The sequence below is a fragment of the Streptococcus sp. NCTC 11567 genome (genome assembly GCF_902141215.1).
In the GTDB taxonomy this organism is placed as follows: Bacteria; Bacillota; Bacilli; order Lactobacillales; family Streptococcaceae; genus Streptococcus; species Streptococcus dysgalactiae.
In genome coordinates this window covers 898,813-922,981 of the sequence record NZ_LR595857.1, presented here as the reverse complement: position 1 = coordinate 922,981, position 24,169 = coordinate 898,813, and the positions used below count along the sequence as shown (strand labels likewise).

General features: G+C 40.5%; 20 protein-coding genes and 2 pseudogenes. 3 read left to right on the top strand and 19 right to left on the bottom strand.

Going from position 1 to position 24,169, the window contains the following annotated elements; translation table 11 throughout:
• Positions 1 to 112: 112 nt before the first annotated feature.
• The 6 genes from FQT67_RS04750 to FQT67_RS04725 form a co-directional block, all read right to left on the bottom strand.
• Positions 113 to 1,567, bottom strand: a complete 1,455-nt coding sequence (locus FQT67_RS04750) for an amidase (protein ID WP_003060129.1) — start codon at positions 1,565 to 1,567, stop codon at positions 113 to 115.
• 178 nt (positions 1,568 to 1,745) lie between these two features.
• Positions 1,746 to 3,094 (bottom strand): IS3 family transposase gene (locus tag FQT67_RS04745; RefSeq protein ID WP_115256712.1). Its coding sequence is split into 2 segments (ribosomal slippage): positions 1,746 to 2,653 and positions 2,653 to 3,094, totalling 1,350 coding nucleotides; the frame shifts between segments, so codons are not numbered across the junction.
• A gap of 69 nt (positions 3,095 to 3,163) precedes the next feature.
• Positions 3,164 to 3,910: a GNAT family N-acetyltransferase gene (locus FQT67_RS04740; RefSeq protein WP_046177541.1), complete on the bottom strand. Its 747-nt coding sequence runs from the start codon at positions 3,908 to 3,910 to the stop codon at positions 3,164 to 3,166.
• Positions 3,911 to 3,950: 40 nt separating this feature from the next.
• Positions 3,951 to 4,580 (bottom strand): orotate phosphoribosyltransferase, encoded by a 630-nt coding sequence (gene pyrE / locus FQT67_RS04735; RefSeq protein ID WP_003060988.1) that lies wholly within the window; start codon positions 4,578 to 4,580, stop codon positions 3,951 to 3,953.
• 60 nt (positions 4,581 to 4,640) lie between these two features.
• A complete protein-coding gene (pyrF, locus tag FQT67_RS04730) occupies positions 4,641 to 5,333 on the bottom strand; it encodes an orotidine-5'-phosphate decarboxylase (protein ID WP_003053723.1) in 693 nt (230 codons plus the stop codon).
• Positions 5,334 to 5,544: 211 nt separating this feature from the next.
• Positions 5,545 to 6,093 (bottom strand): hypothetical protein, encoded by a 549-nt coding sequence (locus FQT67_RS04725; protein ID WP_012767079.1) that lies wholly within the window; start codon positions 6,091 to 6,093, stop codon positions 5,545 to 5,547.
• 224 nt (positions 6,094 to 6,317) lie between these two features.
• Here FQT67_RS04725 and FQT67_RS04720 point away from each other — a divergent pair, with 224 nt between their 5' ends.
• Positions 6,318 to 7,235, top strand: coding sequence for a LysR family transcriptional regulator (locus FQT67_RS04720; protein WP_003053703.1), 918 nt, complete (start codon positions 6,318 to 6,320; stop codon positions 7,233 to 7,235).
• 81 nt (positions 7,236 to 7,316) lie between these two features.
• Here the strand turns inward: FQT67_RS04720 and FQT67_RS04715 are convergent, their stop codons facing one another.
• The 6 genes from FQT67_RS04715 to rpiA all read right to left on the bottom strand — a co-directional run bounded on the left by FQT67_RS04715 (position 7,317) and on the right by rpiA (position 12,570).
• Complete coding sequence (locus FQT67_RS04715) at positions 7,317 to 8,087, bottom strand: hypothetical protein (protein ID WP_003053701.1); 771 nt, start codon at positions 8,085 to 8,087, stop codon at positions 7,317 to 7,319.
• Positions 8,080 to 8,793, bottom strand: coding sequence for a purine-nucleoside phosphorylase (gene deoD, locus FQT67_RS04710; protein WP_003053699.1), 714 nt, complete (start codon positions 8,791 to 8,793; stop codon positions 8,080 to 8,082). The genes FQT67_RS04715 and deoD overlap by 8 nt, the downstream gene beginning before the upstream one ends.
• A 551-nt stretch (positions 8,794 to 9,344) precedes the next feature.
• On the bottom strand, positions 9,345 to 10,154 hold the full coding sequence (locus FQT67_RS04705; protein WP_003053715.1) for a purine-nucleoside phosphorylase: 810 nt from the start codon (positions 10,152 to 10,154) through the stop codon (positions 9,345 to 9,347).
• Positions 10,138 to 10,578 (bottom strand): arsenate reductase (glutaredoxin), encoded by a 441-nt coding sequence (arsC, locus tag FQT67_RS04700; RefSeq protein ID WP_022554718.1) that lies wholly within the window; start codon positions 10,576 to 10,578, stop codon positions 10,138 to 10,140. Before arsC ends, FQT67_RS04705 begins: the two co-directional genes overlap by 17 nt.
• 18 nt (positions 10,579 to 10,596) lie before the next feature.
• The gene (locus tag FQT67_RS04695) at positions 10,597 to 11,808 is read right to left on the bottom strand and encodes a phosphopentomutase (RefSeq protein ID WP_046177542.1); all 1,212 of its coding nucleotides are present in this window, start codon (positions 11,806 to 11,808) and stop codon (positions 10,597 to 10,599) included.
• Between the two features lie 78 nt (positions 11,809 to 11,886).
• The gene (gene rpiA / locus FQT67_RS04690; protein WP_003060751.1) at positions 11,887 to 12,570 is read right to left on the bottom strand and encodes a ribose-5-phosphate isomerase RpiA; all 684 of its coding nucleotides are present in this window, start codon (positions 12,568 to 12,570) and stop codon (positions 11,887 to 11,889) included.
• Between the two features lie 141 nt (positions 12,571 to 12,711).
• Between rpiA and mnmE the strand changes: the two genes are divergently transcribed.
• The gene (gene mnmE / locus FQT67_RS04685; RefSeq protein WP_003053708.1) at positions 12,712 to 14,088 is read left to right on the top strand and encodes a tRNA uridine-5-carboxymethylaminomethyl(34) synthesis GTPase MnmE; all 1,377 of its coding nucleotides are present in this window, start codon (positions 12,712 to 12,714) and stop codon (positions 14,086 to 14,088) included.
• 16 nt (positions 14,089 to 14,104) lie between these two features.
• Here mnmE and FQT67_RS04680 read toward each other — a convergent pair.
• The 3 genes and pseudogenes from FQT67_RS04680 to FQT67_RS04670 all read right to left on the bottom strand — a co-directional run bounded on the left by FQT67_RS04680 (position 14,105) and on the right by FQT67_RS04670 (position 17,908).
• Positions 14,105 to 15,579: pseudogene (locus tag FQT67_RS04680) on the bottom strand (IS1182 family transposase).
• Between the two features lie 139 nt (positions 15,580 to 15,718).
• A complete protein-coding gene (gene pepV / locus FQT67_RS04675; protein WP_046177065.1) occupies positions 15,719 to 17,128 on the bottom strand; it encodes a dipeptidase PepV in 1,410 nt (469 codons plus the stop codon).
• Positions 17,129 to 17,305: 177 nt separating this feature from the next.
• The gene (locus FQT67_RS04670) at positions 17,306 to 17,908 is read right to left on the bottom strand and encodes a nitroreductase family protein (protein WP_003054310.1); all 603 of its coding nucleotides are present in this window, start codon (positions 17,906 to 17,908) and stop codon (positions 17,306 to 17,308) included.
• A gap of 312 nt (positions 17,909 to 18,220) precedes the next feature.
• Between FQT67_RS04670 and FQT67_RS10920 the strand changes: the two are divergent.
• Positions 18,221 to 19,816: pseudogene (locus FQT67_RS10920) on the top strand (thiamine pyrophosphate-dependent enzyme).
• 52 nt (positions 19,817 to 19,868) lie between these two features.
• Here FQT67_RS10920 and uvrC read toward each other — a convergent pair.
• From uvrC to FQT67_RS04630, 4 genes are all read right to left on the bottom strand, one after another.
• Positions 19,869 to 21,653 (bottom strand): excinuclease ABC subunit UvrC, encoded by a 1,785-nt coding sequence (gene uvrC / locus FQT67_RS04645; RefSeq protein WP_046177068.1) that lies wholly within the window; start codon positions 21,651 to 21,653, stop codon positions 19,869 to 19,871.
• 129 nt (positions 21,654 to 21,782) lie between these two features.
• On the bottom strand, positions 21,783 to 21,932 hold the full coding sequence (locus FQT67_RS04640) for an HAD hydrolase family protein (protein ID WP_046177069.1): 150 nt from the start codon (positions 21,930 to 21,932) through the stop codon (positions 21,783 to 21,785).
• 55 nt (positions 21,933 to 21,987) lie between these two features.
• The gene (locus FQT67_RS04635; RefSeq protein ID WP_046177070.1) at positions 21,988 to 23,364 is read right to left on the bottom strand and encodes an NAD-dependent succinate-semialdehyde dehydrogenase; all 1,377 of its coding nucleotides are present in this window, start codon (positions 23,362 to 23,364) and stop codon (positions 21,988 to 21,990) included.
• Positions 23,365 to 23,441: 77 nt separating this feature from the next.
• A complete protein-coding gene (locus tag FQT67_RS04630) occupies positions 23,442 to 24,149 on the bottom strand; it encodes a YjjG family noncanonical pyrimidine nucleotidase (RefSeq protein WP_015017084.1) in 708 nt (235 codons plus the stop codon).
• Positions 24,150 to 24,169 lie beyond the last annotated feature (20 nt).

The window sequence follows — 24,169 nt, the reverse complement described above, 5'->3', positions numbered from 1 at the left end:
TCCTTTAGTAAGATAAACTATAGTATAACACTCAAACTATTTGATAGTTATTGGTAACGCTCACAAGGTTACAAAAAGTACTCTATAATAGGTCAACTGTTTTATAAGATTATTATTGAGGAGTCTTCAATATACCCGCCACCTCAAACTGCTCTGCAATTCCTAATAATAGGTCTTCTCTACCTTTAGCAGCAACCATTTGAATACCCATTGGGAGCCCTTCTTTTGTTTCGTAAGTAGGTAAACTAATAGCTGGCTGACCCGTTAAATTAGGGAGAGCTGTGTAGGGGTTAATGGCCAAACTCTTCTCAAACATGGTTTCTACAAAATTGAATTGCTCTTCACTACTGAAGGTTTCAGCTTGAGCCAATCTAGCCATGAGTTGCGAATCTGGCACAAGTTCCCCGTGTTTAGGGGCTGGTGTATTGGTGGTGAAGGTCAGCAATAGGTCGTAGGTCTCATGAAAGGTTGCCATGGTTGCACTATAAGCGTCCCATTTTTGAAGGACCTGTGAGTAACGCCAAGCAGGGATGTCTTTACCTGATTGATAAATAGCCCAGGTCATGGTTTCCATATCGTCTTTGGTCATCGGGCGTCCAAAAGTAGTTTCTATACCAGCAAACATAGCAGCCGTTTCCACACTATTCATAATGTAATAATGACGAATCACTTCTGTCATGTTTACAGGAAACTCTTCCAATTCAACTAGCTGATGTCCTTGTTCAGTTAGCCAAGCTACAGCTTGTCTTAAAGCCTCGGAAGTATCTGCTGATACGGGCCTACCGTCAATTAGCCGTTGGTAAAACGCAATTTTTAAAGGACGCTTTAGCGGCTCCTCAATCGTTTCTTTGGCTAACTTTGCAAGAGGAAATGGACTTTCCATTTGTTCCATCTGTAAATGGTAAAGCAAGCGTCGTGTATCTCTAACTGATTTGGTCAAGGCAAAATGAACTGAGGCTCCTTGCCAGCCTCTATAAGAGCCAGGTCCAACAGGTATGCGTCCACGACTAGGTTTGAGCCCAATTAAGCCATTAAACGAAGCTGGAATCCGAATAGAGCCACCCCCATCACTAGCTGGTGCTAGTGCACTAATTCCAGATGACACCAAAGCTGCCGCACCACCTGACGAGCCACCAGCATTGCGTGTTTTATCATGAGGTAATGAAACCGGGCCATGGAGCTGACTATCACTAATATTTTTAAAGCCAAATTCAGGTGTGTTAGAACGCCCTAAAATAATAAATCCCAAGTCTTCTAACCTTTTCACGAATAAATCCGTTTTAGTTGCATGATGATTCTTGAATAGCTTAGAACCTGATGTTGATAAGTCTCCCTTCAATTCTTGGCCCAAATCTTTCAAAAAAATGGGAACTCCTGCAAAAGGCTTACCTGAAAAATCCCTTTGTTTGGCCTCTTCTAGAGCTGCTTCAAAGCGTTCTGAGGTAATAGCATTTAAGGTAGGATTTAATTCTTTTGCTTTGTGAATGGCTTGACTGACCAGCTCTAGAGGGGTGATTTCCCCAGTTTGAACTGCCATAGCCATAGCCGTTGCATCATGATAAGTCATGGTAACTCTTCCTTTCTAACATTGTCTTATAAAAACATCCTTTTTTATTAAAACACAAATCTCATCAAACCACCATTAAAAGGCTAGGAGCAGTCTTTCTTACCTGATATCAGCTAAATCATTACAACTCAAAAAGGACTGCCATATGAAGTGACCCCCAAAAGTTGGACATTATATTTTAAGTTAAGGATTGAGTTCTGTATTGCACAGGACTTAGTCCTTTTAATGTCAGTTTGATTCGTTTAGTGTTGTAGTAGTTGATATATTCTGAAATAGCTGTTTTTAATGTTTCGAGGGAAGTAAATTCCTTCTCAAACCCATAAAACATTTCTGTCTTCAATGTTCCAAAAAAAGATTCCATCATGCCGTTATCTAAGCTATTTCCTTTACGCGACATGGACGGTCTCATTCCATGCTCCTCAAGAAAATGATGGTAGTAAGTGTGTTGATATTGCCATCCTTGGTCACTATGTAAAATAGTGCCCTGATAAGTTTGTTCAGGAAAAGCCTCGGAAAGCATCGTTTTAAGTTGTTGTAAGTTTGGCGAGGTAGATAAATGATATGCAATAATCTCACTGTTAAAGCCATCAAGAACTGGTGATAGATACAATTTTTGATCACTAGCAGGAATTGAAAACTCTGTGACATCGGTATAACACTTCTTAAGTGGTTGGGCAGCTTTAAATTGACGCTTAATGAGATTATCAGCTTTCTTGCCCACCTCACCTTTATAAGAGTTATAGCGACGTTTCGCACGGATTCTAGCTTTCAACCCAAGTTCTGTCATCAGACGTTGAACTTTCTTATGGTTAACTTTATAGCCTCGATTTTTAAGTTCGAGGTGAATTCTACGGTAACCATATCTCCCTTTGTTCTCAGAATAAATATCTTGAATAGCTTCTTTTAATTCTTTGTTTTTATCTCCCTGAGTTAGACGTTTAACCTGATAATAGTAGGTTGATCGAGACAGCTTCAAAATATTAAGTAGGATTCTTAAATCAAATACATTGATTAGTCCTTGAATGATTTCTGTTGCTCTTTGAGCCTTGCTTCGTCCCTCAAGCGGAGTTCTCTCAACTTTTTTAGTACGGCATTCTCCGCTCTAAGGTACTCATTTTCATATTGAAGACGCTCTAATTCAGTCATTTCTTCAAGTTTTTTCTTTGGTTTGCGTCCCATCTTTACAGGTCTCCCTCTTGATTTCTCAAGAATAGTATACCCGTTTTTCTTGTATTGCGCTATCCAATTAGGAAGCATTCCCTTATTTGGTAATCCATAATCTAGAGAAACCTCTAGCTGAGACCTACCTTTCATCAGAACTTCGTTTATGATTTCCTGCTTTAGTTCAGGAGAATAATACCTATTTTTCCTTTTACAAACACTTTCCAATCCGTGTATATCAATAAGGCGGACCATGTATTGAAGGTTATACTTACTCATATTAAATGTTTGACTGATTTTAGGCCATGTCCAACCAGATTGCCGTAAGCGATAGATTTCAATTTTATCTTCATAACTTAATTTCATAGAAAAACACCCCAAAAGTTAGATTTGTTGTCTAACTTTTGAGGTGCAGTTCAATGCCCTCCTTTTTGACTATCTTTCTCGAGGCGATTTTAAAACGGTCCAATAGTAGGCCACCTCTTGGTAACCTTGATGTTCATACATGGCACGATTTTCTTCTTCGGAAATCAAAATCACTTTCTGATAATCCTGACTAGCTCGGTACTGCAGATTTGTTCCAATACCGCGTCCTCGATAGGTTTCTTTCACATAAAAGTCATCCATTTCAATATAATCGCCACATTCCCAAGCTGTGATGTCCCCTACAATACTACCTCTATCAAGAGCAAGGTAAATAGCAGAGCCCTCAGCCCTTAGGTAACTTTCATTGTAAACTTGCATTTGATTAGCATAGGTTTCGCCATAGTCAAGGTATCCCTCATATTTATAAGCCAGATAATCTGAGAAAGTGGCCTCTGAGAGTGGCTCAATGCTAATAGAATCACTATCATGCCAAGTTAGATTTAAATGATCACGTCTATTAGTAAAGATGAGGTGTTTCTCAAAGTCAAAGCCTTTTTCTTCTAAAAATGCTTTTAGGTCAGCAGGCAGTTCCTGATTTTCTGCAAAAAAGACAAAAGCATAGTCACTGTCATAATCTTCCTGTTCCTTGGCTAAATAAGCTAAATCCTTTTTTAATTCTACAACAGTGGGCATACGATAGTAACTAAGGTAATTCGAAAAATAACGTTCTGAGGTAGTGGGATTTTTATAATGGTGGAAGCGTTCTGTTTTCTGATAAACAGGTTCTCCCGCTTCCAGTAGAGCTTTATAGGACATAGTGCATTCCTTTCTGTAAAGCAGGGAGATTAACGATAGTTTACCCTTGCCAATTTTCCTGGTCTTCTTTGAATTTTTGAAGTAACTGCAGGCCATCAGCTGTAATGTAGCCTTTTTCTTTTGCTACTTGGATTAAGTCACTGTAAGTTGACAAGGTAATCAGTTGCACCCCTGCTTCTTCAAAATTTTGACTAGCTTTTGGTAACTCATAAGTGAAAATTGCAACCACTCCCAAAACGTCTGCTCCCTCACGTTTAGCAGCTGCGGCTGCATCTAGTACCGACCCACCTGTTGAAATCAAATCTTCAATAATAACCATTTTTTGACCTTTCAAGACTCGCCCTTCAATCTGGTTCCCAGCACCATGATCTTTAGGTTTGCTGCGGATGTAAGCAAAAGGAAGTGACATCTTATCAGCAATAATAGCTCCGTGGGGAATCCCTGCTGTGGCTGTACCAGCGATGACCTCAACTTCTGGAAAATGGTCCTTAATAGTGTCCACAAAACTATTTTCAATAAGGTTGCGTGTCTCAGGATAAGATAAGGTGATGCGATTATCAGTGTAAATAGGGGATTTGATCCCAGAGGCCCAAGTAAAAGGATTCTCGGGTTTTAAATAAACAGCTTGAATATCAAGTAAATCGGCTGCAATTTGGCTTGCTAATGTCATCTTTTCATCTCCTTGTTATGCGTTCGTTTTTTCCATGTCAACTCATCATTATGTGTTGGCTTAACTTGTCCATTCAGCTTTTATGGCTTGGTAAGCAGCCACGGGGTCTTCTGCCTGAGTAATAGGACGCCCAACCACAATATAGTCACTTCCAATAATTCTTGCTTGAGCGGGAGTCATGACGCGTTTTTGATCCCCAACAGCACTACCTTTTGGTCGAATTCCAGGGGTTAAACACACAAATCCGTTAGGGGTTTCAGCTTTGATGCCTTCTACTTCATGAGCTGAACAAACCACGCCATCAAGTTGAGCTTTAGCTGCTCCCTTGGCATAATGTAAAACGGATTCCAAAAGACTAGACTGAATGTTTTGGTCGTCTCGCATTTGTTGCTCAGTGGTAGAGGTTAACTGAGTTACTGCTAGCAAGATTGGACCTTCTCCTAAACCTTCTCTAGCTGCTTTTAGCATCTCAACACCCCCTGCTGCTTGAACAGTTGCCATATCAATTTCCAATTGTTTCAAGACTTTCATTGCAGAATACACGGTATTGGGAATATCATGTAATTTCAAGTCCAAGAACACACTATGTCCTAAACTTTTGACATATCGAACAATCTCTGGTCCTTGAGCGTAATATAACTCCATACCAATCTTCACATAGAGTTTTTCTTCTTTTGGAAAAAGTGAAAGAAATGCTGTCACCTCCTCAACTGTTGCAAAATCTAGGGCAATAATCGGTCGTTCTTCTCGCATAACTCATCCTTTCTAAGTGCACTTAACAGGGTTAGACTAGCAAAAAACCTCGCTTCCAAAGAAGCGAGGTTACACCAAAGTAAGAGGGAAAGTTCACCCTCTTTTTCTCCTGTATTCCTTGTTCGCCTCTCTGGACGTCATTTAAAGGTTTTTATATTATTTTAGTTATTGTATCTTTTTTAGTCACAGAAGTCAACTGTCGCTATCAGCTTTAATCCATTGCTTGATGATGTTCTGCAACAGCCACTTTAGGGCTTTGATAATGTTTGATAAAGGCTTCTTCTTCTAAGTTGACCAATTTAATGTGGTCATAAAGCACCTCTGGAATAGGCTCTTCTTTGAGGGACATGGCAATAATTTTTAAGGATGAGAAGACATCAATCAATACACCAAAAACTCGAATACGCTTATCACCAATAATAGCTTGAAAAACTTCCTTTGATTGACACAAATCAATGAGGTGGTCTACCCCCTTGATCCAATTGTCAACAATATCCAGCGTTTTATTCATTAATTTAAACGCTGATTCCTCATACCAAAAGGTCGATTCAATTAAGCGTTGTTGCTTGTCTAAAGTATCGATGGCAGCAACAATGTCCCCCAATTCAGATTGAACCAAATGAGTTGGAAATTCACCTCCAAGTATGGACGGTGTTCGCTCAACAAGCTTCAATTCATCACGAAAAAGGGTCAAATAGTGGATACTGACTAATAATTTTTGGATTAAGTTTTGATGACTAGTTTGTTGAGTCATATTCACACGATCACCACCCTTTGATTAGAAAAAAAACTGATTTGTTAATACTATTAATATAACACAAGAAAAATAAAAGGGCAACGAAATTGCTGAAAGTGATTTTTAAAATCTTGGGACATTAAAGTCCTAATTTGCTGGGAAACTCACTAAATAGCCAACACCAGTTAAGGCATACTTTCGAAACATTTGTGCTTGCGTCTTTATTTTTTTTGAGATAGACTGTATCTATGAGAATCCAACAATTACATTACATTATCAAAATTGTCGAATGCGGCTCTATGAACGAGGCGGCCAAACAATTATTTATTACACAGCCAAGCCTTTCCAACGCGGTCAAGGACTTGGAAACTGAAATGGGGATTACTATTTTTATCAGAAATCCGAAAGGGATTACCTTAACAAAAGACGGGGTGGAATTTTTATCTTATGCGCGTCAAATCATTGAGCAAACCTCGCTTTTAGAAGACCGCTATAAAAATCAGAACACCAGCCGAGAATTATTCAGTGTCTCTTCTCAACACTATGCCTTTGTTGTTAATGCTTTTGTGTCGCTCCTCAAGCGAACAGACATGACCCAATACGAGCTATTTTTGCGTGAGACGAGGACCTGGGAGATTATTGATGACGTTAAAAACTTTCGTTCTGAAATCGGGGTTCTCTTTATCAATGATTATAACAGGGATGTTTTGACGAAACTCTTTGATGATAATCACTTGACGGTAACCTCTCTCTTCAAGGCTCATCCTCATATTTTTGTCAGCAAGTCAAACCCTTTAGCTAAGAAAAGTCTTTTAAGCTTGGATGATTTGAGCGATTTTCCTTATCTGAGTTATGATCAAGGCATTCACAATTCCTTTTACTTTTCAGAGGAGATGATGGCTCAAATGCCTCATCGTAAATCCATCGTGGTCAGCGACCGTGCTACTCTCTTTAATCTCATGATTGGTTTAGATGGTTACACAGTTGCTAGTGGTATCTTAAATAGTAACCTCAATGGAGATCAGATTGTGGCTATTCCACTAGATGTCCCTGATGTTATTGATATTATCTTTATCAAACACGAAAAAGCTAATCTTTCTAAAATGGGGGAACGGTTTATTAAATACCTAATTGAGGAAGTCTCTTTTAGTCAGCCGCCTTTCTAATAGATCACAAAAAAACACGGTAGCAAAACCTTTTAGGGTTGAGTTACCGTGCTTTTGTTAGCCATGAAGTCTAAGCTACCTTTAAAGACCCAGTTCCGTTTTAATAATGGCATTCATTTGATCAAAGTAAAATGGTTCACTTTGATAATTCACACCTGAAAAAGTCGCTAAGGCGATAATATTTTCCAGAAAAGCCTGAGAAGAAAAATGAGTTGTCCGATGTAATTCTTCTTCATCAAAGGGCTTAATCAAATGTGCTAAGGGATTACGAACCGATTTTTCAAAGGTTCTCAAAGAAAGAACAAGATCCTTGATTTCTTGAGGTAAATGGGTCAAAGCTAATAAATCGGCCAAACTTTTGGTAGTGACGTTACGGGATTGTCTTTGAGATAAATAAGTTTTGAAAACCTCGTGTTCAGATTCCAACATGGCCTGAAAATGCCAAGTATCATATTGGTCATTCTTTGTGTCAAAAATATAACGTTTAATATTTGGAATTTCTGCCTCTATTAATCTGAGAAAAAGCCGATAAAGAATAGGTGATACAGACCTGACAAAGTCAATGATAGCACCATTCTTCACCTTAACTTCCAAATCTAAAATATAGTTGGCAATTTGTTCTTCTTCAAGTGTTTGGTTTAGCCATACTGACAGACCATAGTTTTTTTCAATAGTCTGATTCTCTGCTTGATGCTCTGACAAGAAATTGAGGTTTAATTCTCGCCGTTCTTTGAGCATTTCTAATAAATAGAGAGCGGGTTTTGGAAAATCCGATAATGTTTGTGCAATCTTAAAGGCGTGATTATAAGCATAGACATCCAAAAGGATGTCTATTGTTTGAGTATTAATCATTGGCAATTAAAGTTTCCAAACCAACTTTCATCATATCAGTGAAAGTGGTTTGACGCTCTTCAGCTGTAGTATCTTCGGTTGGATCATTCAAGTTATCTGAGATCGTCATGATTCCAAGGGCTTTAACCTGGTGTTGAGCCGCTAAGTAATAAAGAGCTGCTGCTTCCATTTCAATGGCTTTAACACCCAATTTACCAAGAGCCATGTTGCGTTCAGGCATGTTAGAGTAAAAAACATCAGAAGAGAGTACATTCCCAACGTGAGTTGTCACACCCATTTCTTTGGCAATATGGTAAGCCTTATCAAGCAAGCCAAAATCAGCAATTTGCGGGAAATCAAATTCTGGGAAATCGTTACGAATAATGTTTGAGTTGGTCGCGGCTGCTTGAGCAAGTACCAGTTCACGCACATGAACATCAGGGTCGATGGCACCAGCAGTACCAACACGAATCAATGTTTTCACGCCGTAGTCAACAATTAACTCACGAGCATAGATGGAAATGGAAGGCATTCCCATCCCCGTTCCCATAACAGAGACACGGTGGCCTTTGTAAGTTCCTGTGTAGCCAAACATGTTACGGACCTCATTGAAGCAAACAGCATCTTCAAGGAAGTTTTCCGCGATAAATTTCGCACGTAGAGGGTCTCCAGGTAGAAGAATTTTATCAGCAATATCGCCTTGTTTGGCAGAAATATGAATAGACATCAGTTATGATACAGAGAGCGACCAGAAAATGACTGAAAAATAGAAGACTGACAAGAAACACCATTTTCTTAGGCAGTGTCTCCTTTTTTTCCGAGTTTTTCGCTTGAGTTCAAATCAGAAAGAACTAACTCTCTTTCCTTTCTTATTTTTAAATTAAGTGGATGGGAAAGATGCCCACATTCCGTTATATAGAATATGGAATCCATCGCACATTTATTCATTTATTATTTTTTGTTAATTAATAATCCCAGAAAATTGCATGCTAATCCTATAATAATAAAGGAAAGAGCACATTTTACGAGACCTTTAATGGCAAACACAATACCAATTAAACTGAGAAAAACACATGAAACAAATAATATTTTCTTAGTTTAATATGATACCTACTTATCATATTTTCCTATTTTTCTTCTTCTGAAAAAGCAAGTGGCATGAAGGGTAACCCCGTACCTAAAAATATGATAGCTAATATTTCATTGTCAGATGCTAAATTGTATATTCTATAGCGAGTCCACTAAAAAGATAGATCCAGTGAGTACTCTCTTTTTTTCCTACAACTCAGCTAAAATAGCTTTAACAAGACCTTTGAAATCTTCTTTGATATGTTCAGTCACTTCAACAACTTCTTCGTGGTTCAATTCTGATTGGAAACCAGCTGCAAAATTAGTGATGGCTGAAATGCCAAGTACTTTAAGTCCAGAATGAGCAGCCACAATAACTTCTGGCACAGTTGACATGCCGACAGCATCTGCTCCTAATACTTTGAAAGCACGGATTTCTGCTGGTGTCTCATAAGTTGGACCAGTTAAGCCCATATAAACACCATCTTCTAGCTTGATGTTCATTTTTTCAGCCACTTCATGTGCCTTATTGCGATAAACCTTAGTATAGGCATCAGACATATCAGGGAAGCGTGGACCAAACTCGTCCAAGTTTTCACCAATTAGTGGGTTATTTCCAGTCATGTTAATATGATCTGTGATTGCCATCAAGGTACCTGGGCCGTAGCCAATACCTCCAGCTGCATTTGTGACAAGAACGCCTTCACATCCCAGAGCTTTCATGACACGAACAGGGAAAGTCACCACTTCAAGCGGGTTTCCTTCGTAAAAATGGAAACGACCTTGTAGGGCAAGTACTTTACGACCAGCTAAATCACCGTAGACTAATTTTCCAGCATGGCCAACAACTGTTGATTTGCCCCAGTTTGGAATATCTGCATAATCAATAACAACAGGATTCTCTACTTCTTCAGCAAGTTCACCAAGTCCTGAACCCAGAATTAATCCAAATTCTGGAGCTTCAATTCCTTTAGCAACTAAAAAGTCTTTTGTTTCGTTAATTTTAGTCATCAATGACATCTTTTTCTCCTTTTACCTCAATAGGGTTCACAATCTCGCCATCCTCTTTAATATAAGGACTAGGCAGGGGAACAGGAAGAATATCCAGTAAAGTCTCAGAAGGACGGCAAAGTTTTACTCCTTTGCGAGTCACAACAATAGGACGATTGATCAAAATTGGATCCGCCAACATGGCATTAATAATGTCTTTCTCAGCTACTGCTTGATTTGCTAATCCATGAGCTTCAAATTCAGGAACATTGGTTCGCAAGAGTTCTCGCGCAGAGATTCTCATCGATTGTAAGAGCTCAATTAAAGTCTCCCGATTAGGTGGCGTCTGCAAATACTCAATAATAGTAGGCTCAATACCTGCATGGCGAATCATGGCAAGAACATTACGTGAAGTGCCACAGTTTGGATTATGATAAATCGTGATTTCTTCCATTATCAATTACTAACTTTCTTATTTTAAGTGACCGAGGAATGATTCACCAATCATGGCTGTATCAACTCCAAAATTTTCTGCAACAGTTGCTGAAATATCCGCAAAATGCCCTTGTGGAATAAGACCATTTCCAGTAAAAGATGCAGAGTAGGCAAGCAATGGAATATATTCACGAGTGTGGTCGGTGCCTGCATAGGTTGGGTCATTACCATGGTCAGCAGTGATGAGAAGCAAATCGTCTTCTTTCATATTTGCGATGATTTCAGGTAGGCGATTGTCAAATTCATGCAAGCAGTCACGATAACCCTCTGGGTCACGACGATGACCAAAGTTGGCATCAAAATCAACGAGGTTAGTAAAGGAGAATCCCTTAGTAAACTCAGGTAATTGAAGAGTCTTAATAAGCGTGTCAATACCATGGCTGTTCGACTTATTGTGTCCCATGTCGTTTGTAATACCTGAACCATTAAAGATGTCATTAATCTTACCAACGGCATAAGTTGGGACACCTGCGTCAGCCAGTTTGTTCAAAACGGTATTTTGGAAAGGAGACACTGCATAGTCATGACGGTTAGCCGTACGTGTAAAGTTTCCTGGTTCGCCTACATAAGGACGCGCAATAATACGGCCTAAAAGGGCAGGGCGTTCAAGCGTGATGGAGCGAGCGTACTCACAAATCTTGTAAAGCTCTTCCACAGGAATAATGTCTTCATGAGCTGCAATTTGAAGTACTGGGTCGGCTGACGTGTAAACAATCAACTCACCTGTTTCCATTTGACGTGGGCCAAAATCATCAATAACCGCAGTTCCTGAATAAGGTTTGTTGGCCTCGCGAATGATTTTGCGACCAGAAAACTCCTCAATCTTAGTTAAAATCTCTTCTGGGAAACCATTCCAGAAAGTGTCAAAAGGTTCCGTAATGTTCAAGCCCATAATTTCCCAGTGGCCTGTCATGGTATCTTTTCCAAGAGATACTTCTTCCAATTTGGTCACGTAACCAGTAGGATTGTCTTCTGCTGGAACGGTTTTTAGTGCCACTGGGCGAGGAATATTACCAAGTCCAATTTTTGCCATATTTGGAACAGTTAAGCCTGCTGTCTCTGAGATATGGCCGAGGGTGTCAGAATCTGTATCAGCTACACCTGCATTAAAGAATTTGTCAGAATCAGGCGCTGCACCAATACCAACAGAGTCTAAAACAACTAAGTGAATACGATTAAATTTTGACATAAGTCTCCAATCTAAGGGAGGTTACGGTTGGCTCCCTAAAACCTATAAAATATTTTTAACACAGTTACTATGCTAAGACTAACCTACTTTAGGCGCTTCTAAAACAGTAACGCCCGATTTGCTCGCGACAATCACCTTATCGACCATACCATTAAAGAGACCGTGTTCCACAACACCAACTGTCCCATCTAACAAGTGACCAAAGGCAAGGGGATCCTCAATGCAACCCATATCAAGGTCAATAATATAGTTTTGCATATCGGTCACCAAACGACTGTCACCCTTCATCCGGAAAGAAGGTTTGTAACCAGCTTTTTCAAAGACACGGAGCAATCGGTCAGCACCATATTGAACCACTTCGACTGGTAATTTAAAGGCACCCAAATGCTCTACCATTTTAGAATCATCAACAACCCAGATATATTCTTTTGTTGGTGTGGCAACAATCTTCTCCATCAATAACGCTGCACCACCTCCCTTGATACCGTTGAAGTCTTTATCAACTTCATCAGCACCATCGACGGTGAGGTCGATGCTATCAATGTCATCTACTGATTTTAAAGGAATACCTAGACTTTCTGCTTGTTTACTGGTTACACTTGATGTCGTAACCCCGACCACTTGCAGTCCTTCTTCCTTTACACGACGGCCAATTTCTTCAACAAAATAATAAGCGGTTGATCCTGTTCCCAATCCAATGGTCATACCATCTGTGACATATTGGGCAGCAGTAACCCCAGCAATTTTTTTGAGTGCTTCCATGATTCCCCCTTATATTAGAATTGCGTCCTAGCACTTTATTATACCATGAAAGCGCCCGCTTGTTAATGAAAATATCTGATTTTCTCCTCTTGTCATAGCAAGACCTTGCTTTCTGACAGGACTTGATTTAAAATAGATGGCATGAGTATAACTAAAGAATTTGATACAATTACCGCCATTTCAACCCCTCTTGGTGAAGGAGCTATTGGCATTGTTCGTTTATCAGGGACAGATGCGCTTGCCATTGCACAATCTGTTTTTAAGGGAAAGAACTTAGAGCAAGTCGCCTCACACACCATTAACTATGGCCATATCATTGATCCTAAGACAGGAACTATTATCGATGAAGTTATGGTGTCAGTCATGCTAGCCCCCAAAACCTTTACCCGTGAAAATGTGGTTGAAATCAATACGCACGGTGGTATTGCTGTGACAAATGAAATCTTGCAACTATTGATTCGCCAAGGCGCTAGAATGGCAGAGCCCGGTGAATTCACCAAACGCGCCTTCTTAAATGGTCGTGTTGATTTGACTCAAGCTGAGGCCGTCATGGATATTATTCGTGCTAAAACAGACAAGGCTATGACGATTGCGGTCAAGCAACTAGATGGCTCCCTTTCTCAGTTAATCAATGACACGCGGCAAGAAATTCTCAATACCTTAGCCCAGGTTGAAGTCAATATTGACTACCCTGAATACGACGATGTGGAAGAAATGACCACTGCTCTGCTACGTGAGAAAACACAAGAATTCCAAAGCCTTTTGGAAAATCTCCTTCGAACAGCTAAACGCGGTAAAATTCTGCGTGAGGGCTTATCAACAGCTATTATTGGTCGTCCAAACGTCGGTAAGTCAAGCTTACTTAATAATTTGTTGCGAGAAGACAAGGCTATTGTGACTGATATTGCAGGAACCACCCGAGATGTCATTGAAGAATACGTTAACATCAAAGGAGTTCCTCTCAAGCTTGTCGATACGGCTGGTATCCGTGAGACAGATGATCTGGTCGAACAAATCGGAGTTGAACGGTCTAAAAAAGCTCTTCAAGAAGCTGACCTTGTTCTTCTTGTGCTGAATGCTTCTGAAAAACTGACCGACCAAGACCGGGCTTTGTTAAATCTCAGTCAGGACAGTAACCGTATTATATTGTTGAATAAAACGGATTTGGAACAAAAGATTGAATTAGAGCAATTACCAGATGACTACATTCCCATTTCCGTTTTAACCAACCAGAACATTAATCTGATCGAAGATCGTATCAACCAGCTCTTCTTTGATAATGCTGGACTAGTAGAACAAGATGCCACTTACCTGTCAAATGCCCGCCACATTTCTTTGATTGAAAAGGCAGTCCAGAGTTTAGAAGCTGTCAATGACGGCTTGGCGCTTGGCATGCCAGTTGATTTACTACAGGTTGATTTAACCAGAACTTGGGAAATTCTCGGAGAAATCACTGGGGATGCTGCTCCTGATGAACTCATTACCCAACTCTTTAGCCAATTTTGTCTTGGTAAATAACAACAGTCTCTAATCATCACAAAAGAGCTGGAACAGTGTTCCGGCTCTCAGATTGAAGACAAACATCGATTTGGTGTTTGTCTTTTTTAGTGTTTTTAGATCAAAATGGCTGTTTCCGTGCTTAAACCACCTCATCTGAACAAAATAAAAAGGCTCTCCCGCCATCCTTTTGACCAGTTTTTTGAGATTTAAGCATGCCAAAGTCAGTCCAACCTTATCTTCCATTTTGGACTTGCCTTTCTCTCTCGTATAGCGGAGATTGTGGTATTCCTTGGCTGTGCCAAACAGTCGTTCAATCGTCTCTTTCCGATGCTGGTAGAGCTCCTTCATCCCCCTTTGATGACGAATGTCCTCGCACTGTTCCAAATAGTCTTTCCAAATATGCCGTGTGACAACTTTTTGGTGGTTCTTATTGGTCGTACATACAGATAACAGGGGACAATTGGCACAAATTGCAGGGTCACTTTTGTATTCTCGGTAGCCTTCTCTGGTCGTAGTGCGGTAGGTCAAGGCTTGATGTTCAGGGCAGATGACACAATCAAAGTGCTCATCATAAATCAATTCTTTCGGACGTAGAAGGTCTTTCTTTCCTCTTGGTCGTGTGTAAGGAAGGACAGGAGTGATCTCCTTATCAATCAGAAACTTGGCAATGCTAGGAATGTTATAGCCGGAATCCGCAATAATAAACTGTGGTTTCAAGGGTTCAAGCTTGGCAAAAAGTGCAGGAAAAGCCTGACTATCATGGATATTGCCAGCCTCAACACTATAAGCAAGCGCCCATCCATACTTGTCACAAGCCACCTGAGCAGAATAAGCGAAGACTTCCTTATGATCGCCTTTGTGAAACCAGCCACTTTCTGGATCGGTTGTGGAGATTTTCTTAGCGACGGGCTCTAGCTCTTTGGCGGGCCCTAGCGGCTTTTTTCCATGCTTCTCCCTATCCCGATTGATTTCGATTTCTAGCTGTTCACTCATGAACTTGGCTTGTTTTTCCACCTCTCGGTTGATGAACTTGCGAGTATTAGCCGCAGCCTTCATATGAGTCCCATCTATGAAAATCTCCGTCGGGTCAATCAGGCCTGTATTGATACATAGCCCAAGAATATGCGTAAAAATGGACTCAATCAAGCCTTTTTCTTGAAAGCGACGGGAATAATTTTTGCCATAGGTTGTGACATGTGGCACCTTGTCATCCAAAGTCAAACCTAAAAACCAGCGATAGGCAGTATTCACTTCAATATCCTTGATGGTCTGACGCATGGAACGAATGCCATAAAAGCACTGAATCAGAGGGATTTTAACCAATATGACAGGATCAAGGCTAGGGCGACCATTATCAGACGAATAGGTGTCTTCTACTAGGTCATAGATGAAGTCGAAGTCAATCACAGCTTCCACTTGGCGCAGGAAATGTTCATCAGGCACTAACTGGTCAAGGGTATAGAAACCGTACTGATTGCGGTTATAATCAGGTTTTTCTTTGTGTAACATAGGAGAACCTCACAAGTCCTTTTTCTTATATTATACTCCTAAATATCATGAAAAGCCCCTAGAAAAGTGATTCTAAGGACTTTGTCTTCAGTCTGAGAGCTGGAACAGTGTTCCAGCTCTTTTTGCTGTCATAAGCATCTTATTTAATTAATTCGTAGATTGCTTCAGCATAAATAGCTGCTGAGCGATAAATATTTTCTAAAGGCATATATTCATTAGCTTGGTGCATAGTGTTTTCATCACCTGGGAACATTGCTCCAAAGGCCACACCACGTTCTAGCAAGCGCCCAAAGGTTCCTCCGCCGATAACTTGTTCGTAGCTTTTAAGACCTGTTTGTTTTTCGTAAACAGCAAGTAAGGTAGCTACTAATTCATCATCCATTGGCACATAATGAGGTGTATGTTCATGCTCAGAAAGGCTTACCTTAATTACTCCTGATAACTTTTCCAAGCCTGCTTTTAGGGTTGCCGCATCAGTTCCTTTTGGATAGCGGAAATTCAAGGCGATGGTATTGTCAGCTGATTGACTATCAAAGGTGAAAACACCTGCGTTCATGCTCAGGGCTCCCATACGGTCATCGGTATAAGCAAGGCCTAGTTTTTCTGCCGCAAAGTCTTCATGAAGCACCTCACCTGCCACATATAAATAATCCTTAGCAGCCCCTTCAAAGGTAAATTGATTCAGGAATTTAGCCAACAAGGTGGCACCATTAACACCCGCTTCTGGAGTCGACCCGTGAGCAGACTTACCAATAATAGTTACTTCAATTTTACCATCAGTAGCCTTCATAGAACCTTTAACACCATGTTCTGATAAAAATTGCTCCAAAGCTGCTTCTAGCACATCAAGGTCATGCGGTGACGTGATGACAGCTGTTGCAGATTCTGGTACCATGTTTTCACGCAACCCACCTTGGAAGCGATGAAGCACAAAAGCACCATTGTTGTCACCAGCGAAATGGAGGTATTCGGTGATATTTCCTTTTTCACCATTGATAATTGGAAATTCAGCATCTGGTGAGAAACCAAAGTCTGGATTTTTCAAACCGTTATGGGCAAAGTAATAATCCATATCCCCCCAGCCAGATTCTTCATCGGTACCAACAATGAAACGAACTTTTTTAGACACAGGAAGACCCAATTCTTTAATGATTTTCAGAGCGTAGTAGCACGCCATGGTTGGTCCCTTATCATCCGAAGACCCACGCGCATAGATGCGATCGTCTTTAATCACTGGCTCATAAGGGTCTGTATCCCAACCGCTACCAGCTGGCACAACATCAAGGTGACCAAAGATTCCTAGTACTTCATCACCTTGACCAAATTCAAAGTCACCTGCATAGTTATCAATATTACGTGTTTTGTAGCCATCACGCTCAGCCATTGCGAGGAAATGCTCTAAGGCCTTAACTGGTCCTGGTCCAAAGGGATGTTTGTCATCAGCTAATGTGTCATCGCGTTCTGAATTGATGCGTAACAGGTCAACTAAATCTGCTAACATGGCTTCTTTACGTTTGTCAACTTCTGCTTTAAAATCGATACTTGTCATTTTTTCTCCTTCTTATACTTCTTTCCTTAAAAAGGGCATCATTATTAAAAGTCCTAGATTTCCTAGTCTATACAACGAGGAATAAAAGAGCATCTTGCTTTAGCTGTCAGATAAGGCAAAACCATCAAGAGGTATTTATCAGCTGACACTAACAGCGTGAGACGATGTAGATAATAATTACCTTCTTTCAATCACTTCGTCAACGGGTAGACGATAACTAGGTTCTGGTTTTTCATCACTGTAGCCAACTGTAATCAGCAATTCTGGACGGAAACGCGGATCAATGTCTAAAATCTCATTGGTCGTTGACTTATCAAAACCAAGAATAATATTAGATGCTATTTTTTGATCCGTCAAAGCTAACACCAAATTCATAGCCACAATACCAGCATTAATAGCTAAATACTCACCTGTTTGAACCTCGTTAAACGAAGCAAATCGTGGTGGCAATGTTTCCATGTAATAACCAATTAAGTCGTCTGGCAATGATTTGACACCAATACGAGCAATTTTACGAGAACGCAAGGCCAAATCAGTGTCTGAAAATAAGGCAATTACATATTGAGCCTGTTCTACCTGAAGTTTATTTGCTAGCGGTAAGCCTTTAGCAAGCTCATCTTTTTTCTCTTGAACCACTACAAATTTCCATGGTTGAATATTGTTAGCACTAGGTGCTAGAGTCGCAATTTCAATCGCCGTTCGCAAGTCATTATAGTCAACTGACTTGTCATTAAAGGTCTTAATGGCATGACGTTTTTTGTTCAATTCTAGAAATTTCATCTCAAAACTTCCTATCTAATTCTGATTTTTAATACCCTTTCATTTTACCATAAAAAGTGTTTAAAGCCTTCTGAAAATCACAATTTCACGACATTTCTGTTTTTATTACTAATTAGTGCAAGTATCTTGATTTATTTCTTTTTGAGCAGTAAGATAGCTATATCAGAATAATATTAAGACTGACCAACAGGAAAGTCTGCTACAATTCACCTCAGTTAGGGAAATATCTCTACAGGGTATCCAGCTATCTGAATTGCAACACGACTTTCCTTCAAGGTCGTGTTTTGTCATTAGCTAAAGGAGGACATTCGTATGAGTAAGATAAAAGCATCTGATGCGATGATAAAAGTTATTGAGGCTTGGGGCGTTAAAACCATTTATGGACTTCCTGGCGGATCCTTTGATTCCACCATGAATGCTCTATACAATCGCCAAAACAGTATTCAGTACATTCAAGTGCGCCACGAAGAAGCTGGGGCTCTTGCTGCAGTCGGAGAAGCTAAGGTCACTGGTCGTATTGGTGTCACCTTTGGCTCTACTGGACCTGGGGCTGTTCATTTGCTCAATGGATTATATGATGCTAAACACGATGGCGTGCCTCTACTTGCCCTCATTGGTCAAGTACCAACCTTCATCTTATTTCCAAGAATTAAATGAAACCCCCATGTTTGAGGATGTTGCCATTTACAACCGTACTGTTATGACAGCCGAGCAATTGCCTTATGTCGTGGATGAGGCGATCCGACAAGCCTATGCCCACAAAGGGGTTGCTGTGGTAACCATTCCAAAAGATTTAGGATGGCAAGATATCGAAGACACTTATGTCTCAACCGCAGTGCATTATCAAAAACCTTTGTTGCCAGTTCCAAATCCTGAACACATTGATCAAGCGCTAGCTCTCTTACAAGCTGCCAATCGCCCTCTTATTTATATTGGGCTTGGTACTCGTGGGGCGAGAGAAGATATTATGGCCTTGGCAAAACAACTAAAAGCGCCAATTTTAAGCTCAGCGCCTGCTAAAGGTGTTGAGATGCTACAGCAAGCTGACACCATTATTACATTTGGAACAGAAATGCCTTTCCAAGGACACTTTATTCAAGATGACACGACATATATTCAAGTGGATATTGACGGTACCAAATTTGGTCGCAGACATCACGTTGACTTAGCTATTCTTGCCGATGCCAAACAAACCATCAAGGCCTTGCTTGAAAAAGGCAGAGAATTACCTGAAACAGATTGGTACCGTGTTGCTTTGGCCAATAAGAAGAAGCTATTAATAACATGGCCACTAAAGATGCTATCTTCCAAATTGATGTAGGTAATGTTACCATTGACGCCGTTCGCTTCCTCAAAATGAATGATCAACAAGCCTTTACGACTAGCGGTTGGTATGCTACCATGGATTATGCCCTTCCAGCAGCTATTGGATCTCAAGCAGCCTACCCCAACCGTCAGGTTTAGTCCATTTCAGGAGATGGTGGTTGGACCATGAACATGCAAGATATTGCAACGGCTGTCAAATACCGCATGCCAATCATCAACGTGATTTTGACCAATGAGAGCCTAGGTTTTATTGAAGCAGAGCAAGACGATATGCCACAACCCCATTCTGGCATTGACCTCATGGATATTGATTTTGGTAAAGCTGCTAGTTCCATGGACGCTAAGGGCTTTACGGTTCATAATTTAGCAGAACTCAAAGCGGCTTTCCAAGAAGCTCAAGGGGCTACTGGTCCTGTGGTAATTGATGTTAAAATCGCTAACGATCGTTCTCTTCCTGTGGAACAGTTACGTTTGGATTCAGAAACATACGATGCTGATCTCGTGCGTCAGTTCACAGAAACTTACGAAACCCAAGGATTGTTATCATTTAGTCAGCTATTGAAAAACGTTCAAAGTCACTAAGATAAAAAGAAAAACGTCTGAACGGAAATGTTTCAGGCGTTTTTAATTGTGATTAACTTTGCTGACTGTCTGTCAGATGCTGATGGACAGCTGATGCCACTGCCCTAGGAATCCCTAACGAATGAATCTCATCTGGACTAGCTGCCGCAATGGCTGTCATGGTTTTAAAATGTTTAAGCAGTATCTGCTTGCGCTTCGGACCTAGTCCTGGAATCTTATCCAATTTCGAAGAGAATGAATTTTTACTGCGAACCTGTCGGTGGAAAGTAATCGCAAAGCGGTGCACCTCATCTTGGATGCGATGCAAGAGGAAAAATTCTTCTGAATTACGGGGTAAGGGGACTACCTCGAGTGGCTTTCCAAAGAGCAATTCATGGGTCTGGTGCTTATCATTTTTTTGCAAACCCGCAATAGGAATCGTTAAACCTAGTCGGTCTTCAATCACTTCTCTGGCCGCATTGACCTGCCCTAGCCCACCATCAATGATGATTAAATCAGGAGCTACCAGTCCTTCATGTTTAACGCGGCTATACCTTCGAAAAATCACTTCCCTCATGCTGGCATAATCATCTGGGCCCATCACTGTTTTAATCTTAAATTTACGATAATCTTTCTTACTAGGTTTCCCGTCAACAAAAACAACCATAGCCGCTACGGGGCTTGTCCCTTGAATATTGGAATTATCAAAAGCCTCAATCCGGACTGGCTTGTCAATTCCTAACAAGTAGCCTAGATTGTCAATGGCACCGCTAATTTTCTTAATATCTTTTTCCAACAAATCAAATTTCTGCTGAAGGCTGACACGTGCATTCTTGGTCGCCAAAGCCACCAATTGTTTTTTCTCACCCCGTTTTGGTTTGATGATTTTTGTTGGCACAATAGCGGCTACTAGTTCTTCGTCAATAGCTTCTGGAATAAAGACTTCTTTGGGGATAAAATGCTGTTTATCTTGATAAAACTGCCCCATATAGGTTAAAAAATCTTCTTCTGCCTCGTTATAGTAAGGAAAAAGGTTAACATCCCGCTGAATTAATTTCCCTTGACGGACAAAGAAAACCTGTACGCACATCCAGCCCTTGTCAACAAAGTAGCCAAAAATATCTCTGTCTTGCAAGTCCTTACTCATCACCCGCTGCTTGGTGCGCATGATGGCAATACCTGAAATCAAATCTCGATATTCAGCAGCACGTTCAAATGCCATTTCTTCAGAAGCTGCTAACATTTTTGCCCGCAGCCCCTCAATAATCTTGTCATCCTTACCATTCAAAAAGTGTTTGACATCCTCTACCAGACCATCCCAATAAGCCTTATCTGTATGGCAGATAGTATGAGCACAACACTGTCCTAAATGGTAATAAAAACAGACCTTATTGACAGGGTTTTTACATTTCTTAAAGGGAAAAATGCGATCCAGCAATTTTTTCACTTCGTTAGCGGTGTACGAATCTGGATAGGGCCCGAAATATAGACCGTCATTTTTCTTAATCTGTCTCGTAATAAGCAAGCGAGGAAAGGTCTCATTGGTGATTTTGATAAAAGGATAAGACTTATCATCTTTGAGCTTGATATTATATTTGGGCATGTTTTCTTGAATCAAGTTGATTTCAAGCAAGAGTGCCTCAGTATTTGATTCGGTCACAATAAATTCAAAATCAGCAATCTCAGAGACCAATAATTCTGTTTTGGTATCATGGCTACCACGAAAATAAGACCGCACTCGGTTCTTCAAATTCTTAGCTTTACCTACATAGATAATAGTTCCCTCTTTGTCCTTATGCAAGTAGCAACCAGGACTATCTGGCAAGAGTTCTAGCTTGTGTTTAATCAGTTCATTCATGCTACTAGTTTATCAAAAATTTGGGTTTTTGACCTCAAAAAAGAGCCCTAGGGCTCCTTGATTGATGTAGACACCATTTTTACTGACTATCGTTATCTGGTGAGCGTAGTCTTTGAAAAATCCTTTGATTTAGTAGAATTGATTGCCACTGATGGCAACAAAGCGTTTCCCCTGTGCCTGTAAAGCCTCAAAAACATGGACAAAGCGCTGACGGTCATAATCATTAGCATCTGTTAAAAAAGTGCCATCCATATCTGTTGCAAAAACATTGATGTCCATAATATCTCCAAAAGAACCCCTAAAAACAAGTACTATGTCCTTAGGGGTTGTAAAATTACTGTTGATTTGGGGTGTAGATAAGGTGTTCATTTACAAAGGAGGTAAAGCCAAGCTCACTCAATTCACGGCCATAGCCTGAATTTTTAATCCCACCAAATGGGAGTTCTGGAAGACTAGTCCATCCTGAGTTGATAAAGGACATACCAGTTTCAATCTTAGCAGCCACTGCTTCGGCATGCTCTTGATTGCTACTAAAGATAGTACCTCCAAGACCATAGTTAGAGTCATTAGCCACTTCAATCGCTTCTTCTTCAGAAGATACTTTGTAGATTTCACCAACTGGTCCAAAGATTTCTTGGTAGTAAACAGGGTTGTCTTTTGTGAGGCCAGCAATAATGGTTGGCATGACGAAATTACCTGGATGATCAATCGCTTCACCACCGTACACTAATTCAGCACCGTTGTCCAAAGCTAATTTAATTTGAGTAAGAACATCTTCTTTAGCTTGAGCTGATGATAATGGTGCCAACGTCGTTTCGGGATCCATTGGGTCACCCCATTTAGCTGTTTTGAAGACCTTCGTTAACAAGTCTTTGAAACGGTCATAGTCTTTGTCAAGCACGATAAAACGTTTCGATGAGGTACATACTTGTCCTGCATTGTAGAGACGAGAGAAGTAAAGAACCTTCTCTAATTGATCCCAATCCGCGTCATCAAGGATAATAAAGGCATCATCACCACCCAATTCAAGGGTTGTTTTTTTCAAGTTTTTACCAGCTTCTTCTGCAATGCTAGCTCCTCCACGTTCGGAACCTGTCAAGCAGACACCAACCACACGTTTATCAGCAATCACTTGTGATACTTGGTCATAAGAAATAAACAAATTGGTAAAACTACCTGCTTCAGCACCAGCTTCAAGAACTAATTCTTCGAAAGATTGGGCAGAGCGTGGGCAAGTGGACGCATGTTTTAAAACCATTGGGTTCCCAACAATAAAGTTTGGCGCAAAGACCCGCATGATTTGATAGTAAGGAAAATTCCAAGGCTCAACAGCTAGGATAACACCTGTTGATTGTTTCAAATAGTAAGCCTGACCAGAATCTGTTTCTAGTGGCGTAGACATCAAAAATTCATCTGCCTTATCAGCATAGTAATCAGCAATATCGGCACAAAGATCTACTTCATCTTGGGCTTCTGTGAACAGTTTTCCCATATCTTTGGTCATGATTTCAGCGTATTTATCGCGGTCACGGCGAAGAATATTAGCCACTTGATGAAGCTGGGCTTTACGTTCTTCTAGATGATCTTCCTGACGCCATTTTTTATAGAGAAGGTGAGCTCTTTCAAGAACATCTGCCACACCTTGGTTGGTCATGTTATCGAATGTATGAAGGACTTCATTTGTATAAGGGTAAATTGTTTGATAAGCCATCACATATAGCCTCCTTTTCTTAATACCTTTAGTCTATCAGAAATTGAAATCGATTTCAAAAAATGGCTACGCTATTTTTAAAGGCTGTTGTCAGTTGTTCCCACAATAGAGGTCAGCAGGGCTTGATAATCTGACACCTCATAAGTCGGATGAACAGGGCTGTTATTCAGGAGGTGCTTCGGGTTGTACCATAAGGTATCCATGCCAGCATTAATTCCCCCTTGAATATCAGCCGATAAACTGTCCCCAATCATCAAAGCCTGGTCAGGTTGGTAATGAGGCACCTGCTGGGTCATCCAATCGTAGAAAGCTTTGTTAGGTTTTTGACTACCCGACTGTTCCGAAATAAAAATGGCTTTGAAGTAAGGCACCAAACCAGACGCTTCCAATCGACCTTGTTGGATTGTTGCGATGCCATTGGTTGCCGCATATAGGTTGTAGCCTTTGGCGACTAGTTTTTCTAACAGTTCCTTAGTACCAACATAAACTTGCCCTTGATGCTTTAAATGCTTTTGATAAGCTTCTGCTAACTGCCTCCCATCAACCGTCACTCCAAAATGAGCAAATAGCAGAGCAAAACGAGAATTAATCAAATCTACTTTGCTAATCTCCCCATGTTCCAATCGTTTCCACAGGTTTTGGTTCATCGGTTTATAGTAGTCCTTATAGGCCTTAATATCAGTAACTTGATATTCTTCTAACAACTTGGTCAAGGCAACCTCTTCTGCCGCATCAAAATCAAGTAAGGTATGGTCCAGATCGAAAAAAAGAAATTTGTAACGCACTTTTAGGGGATTCCTTTCTA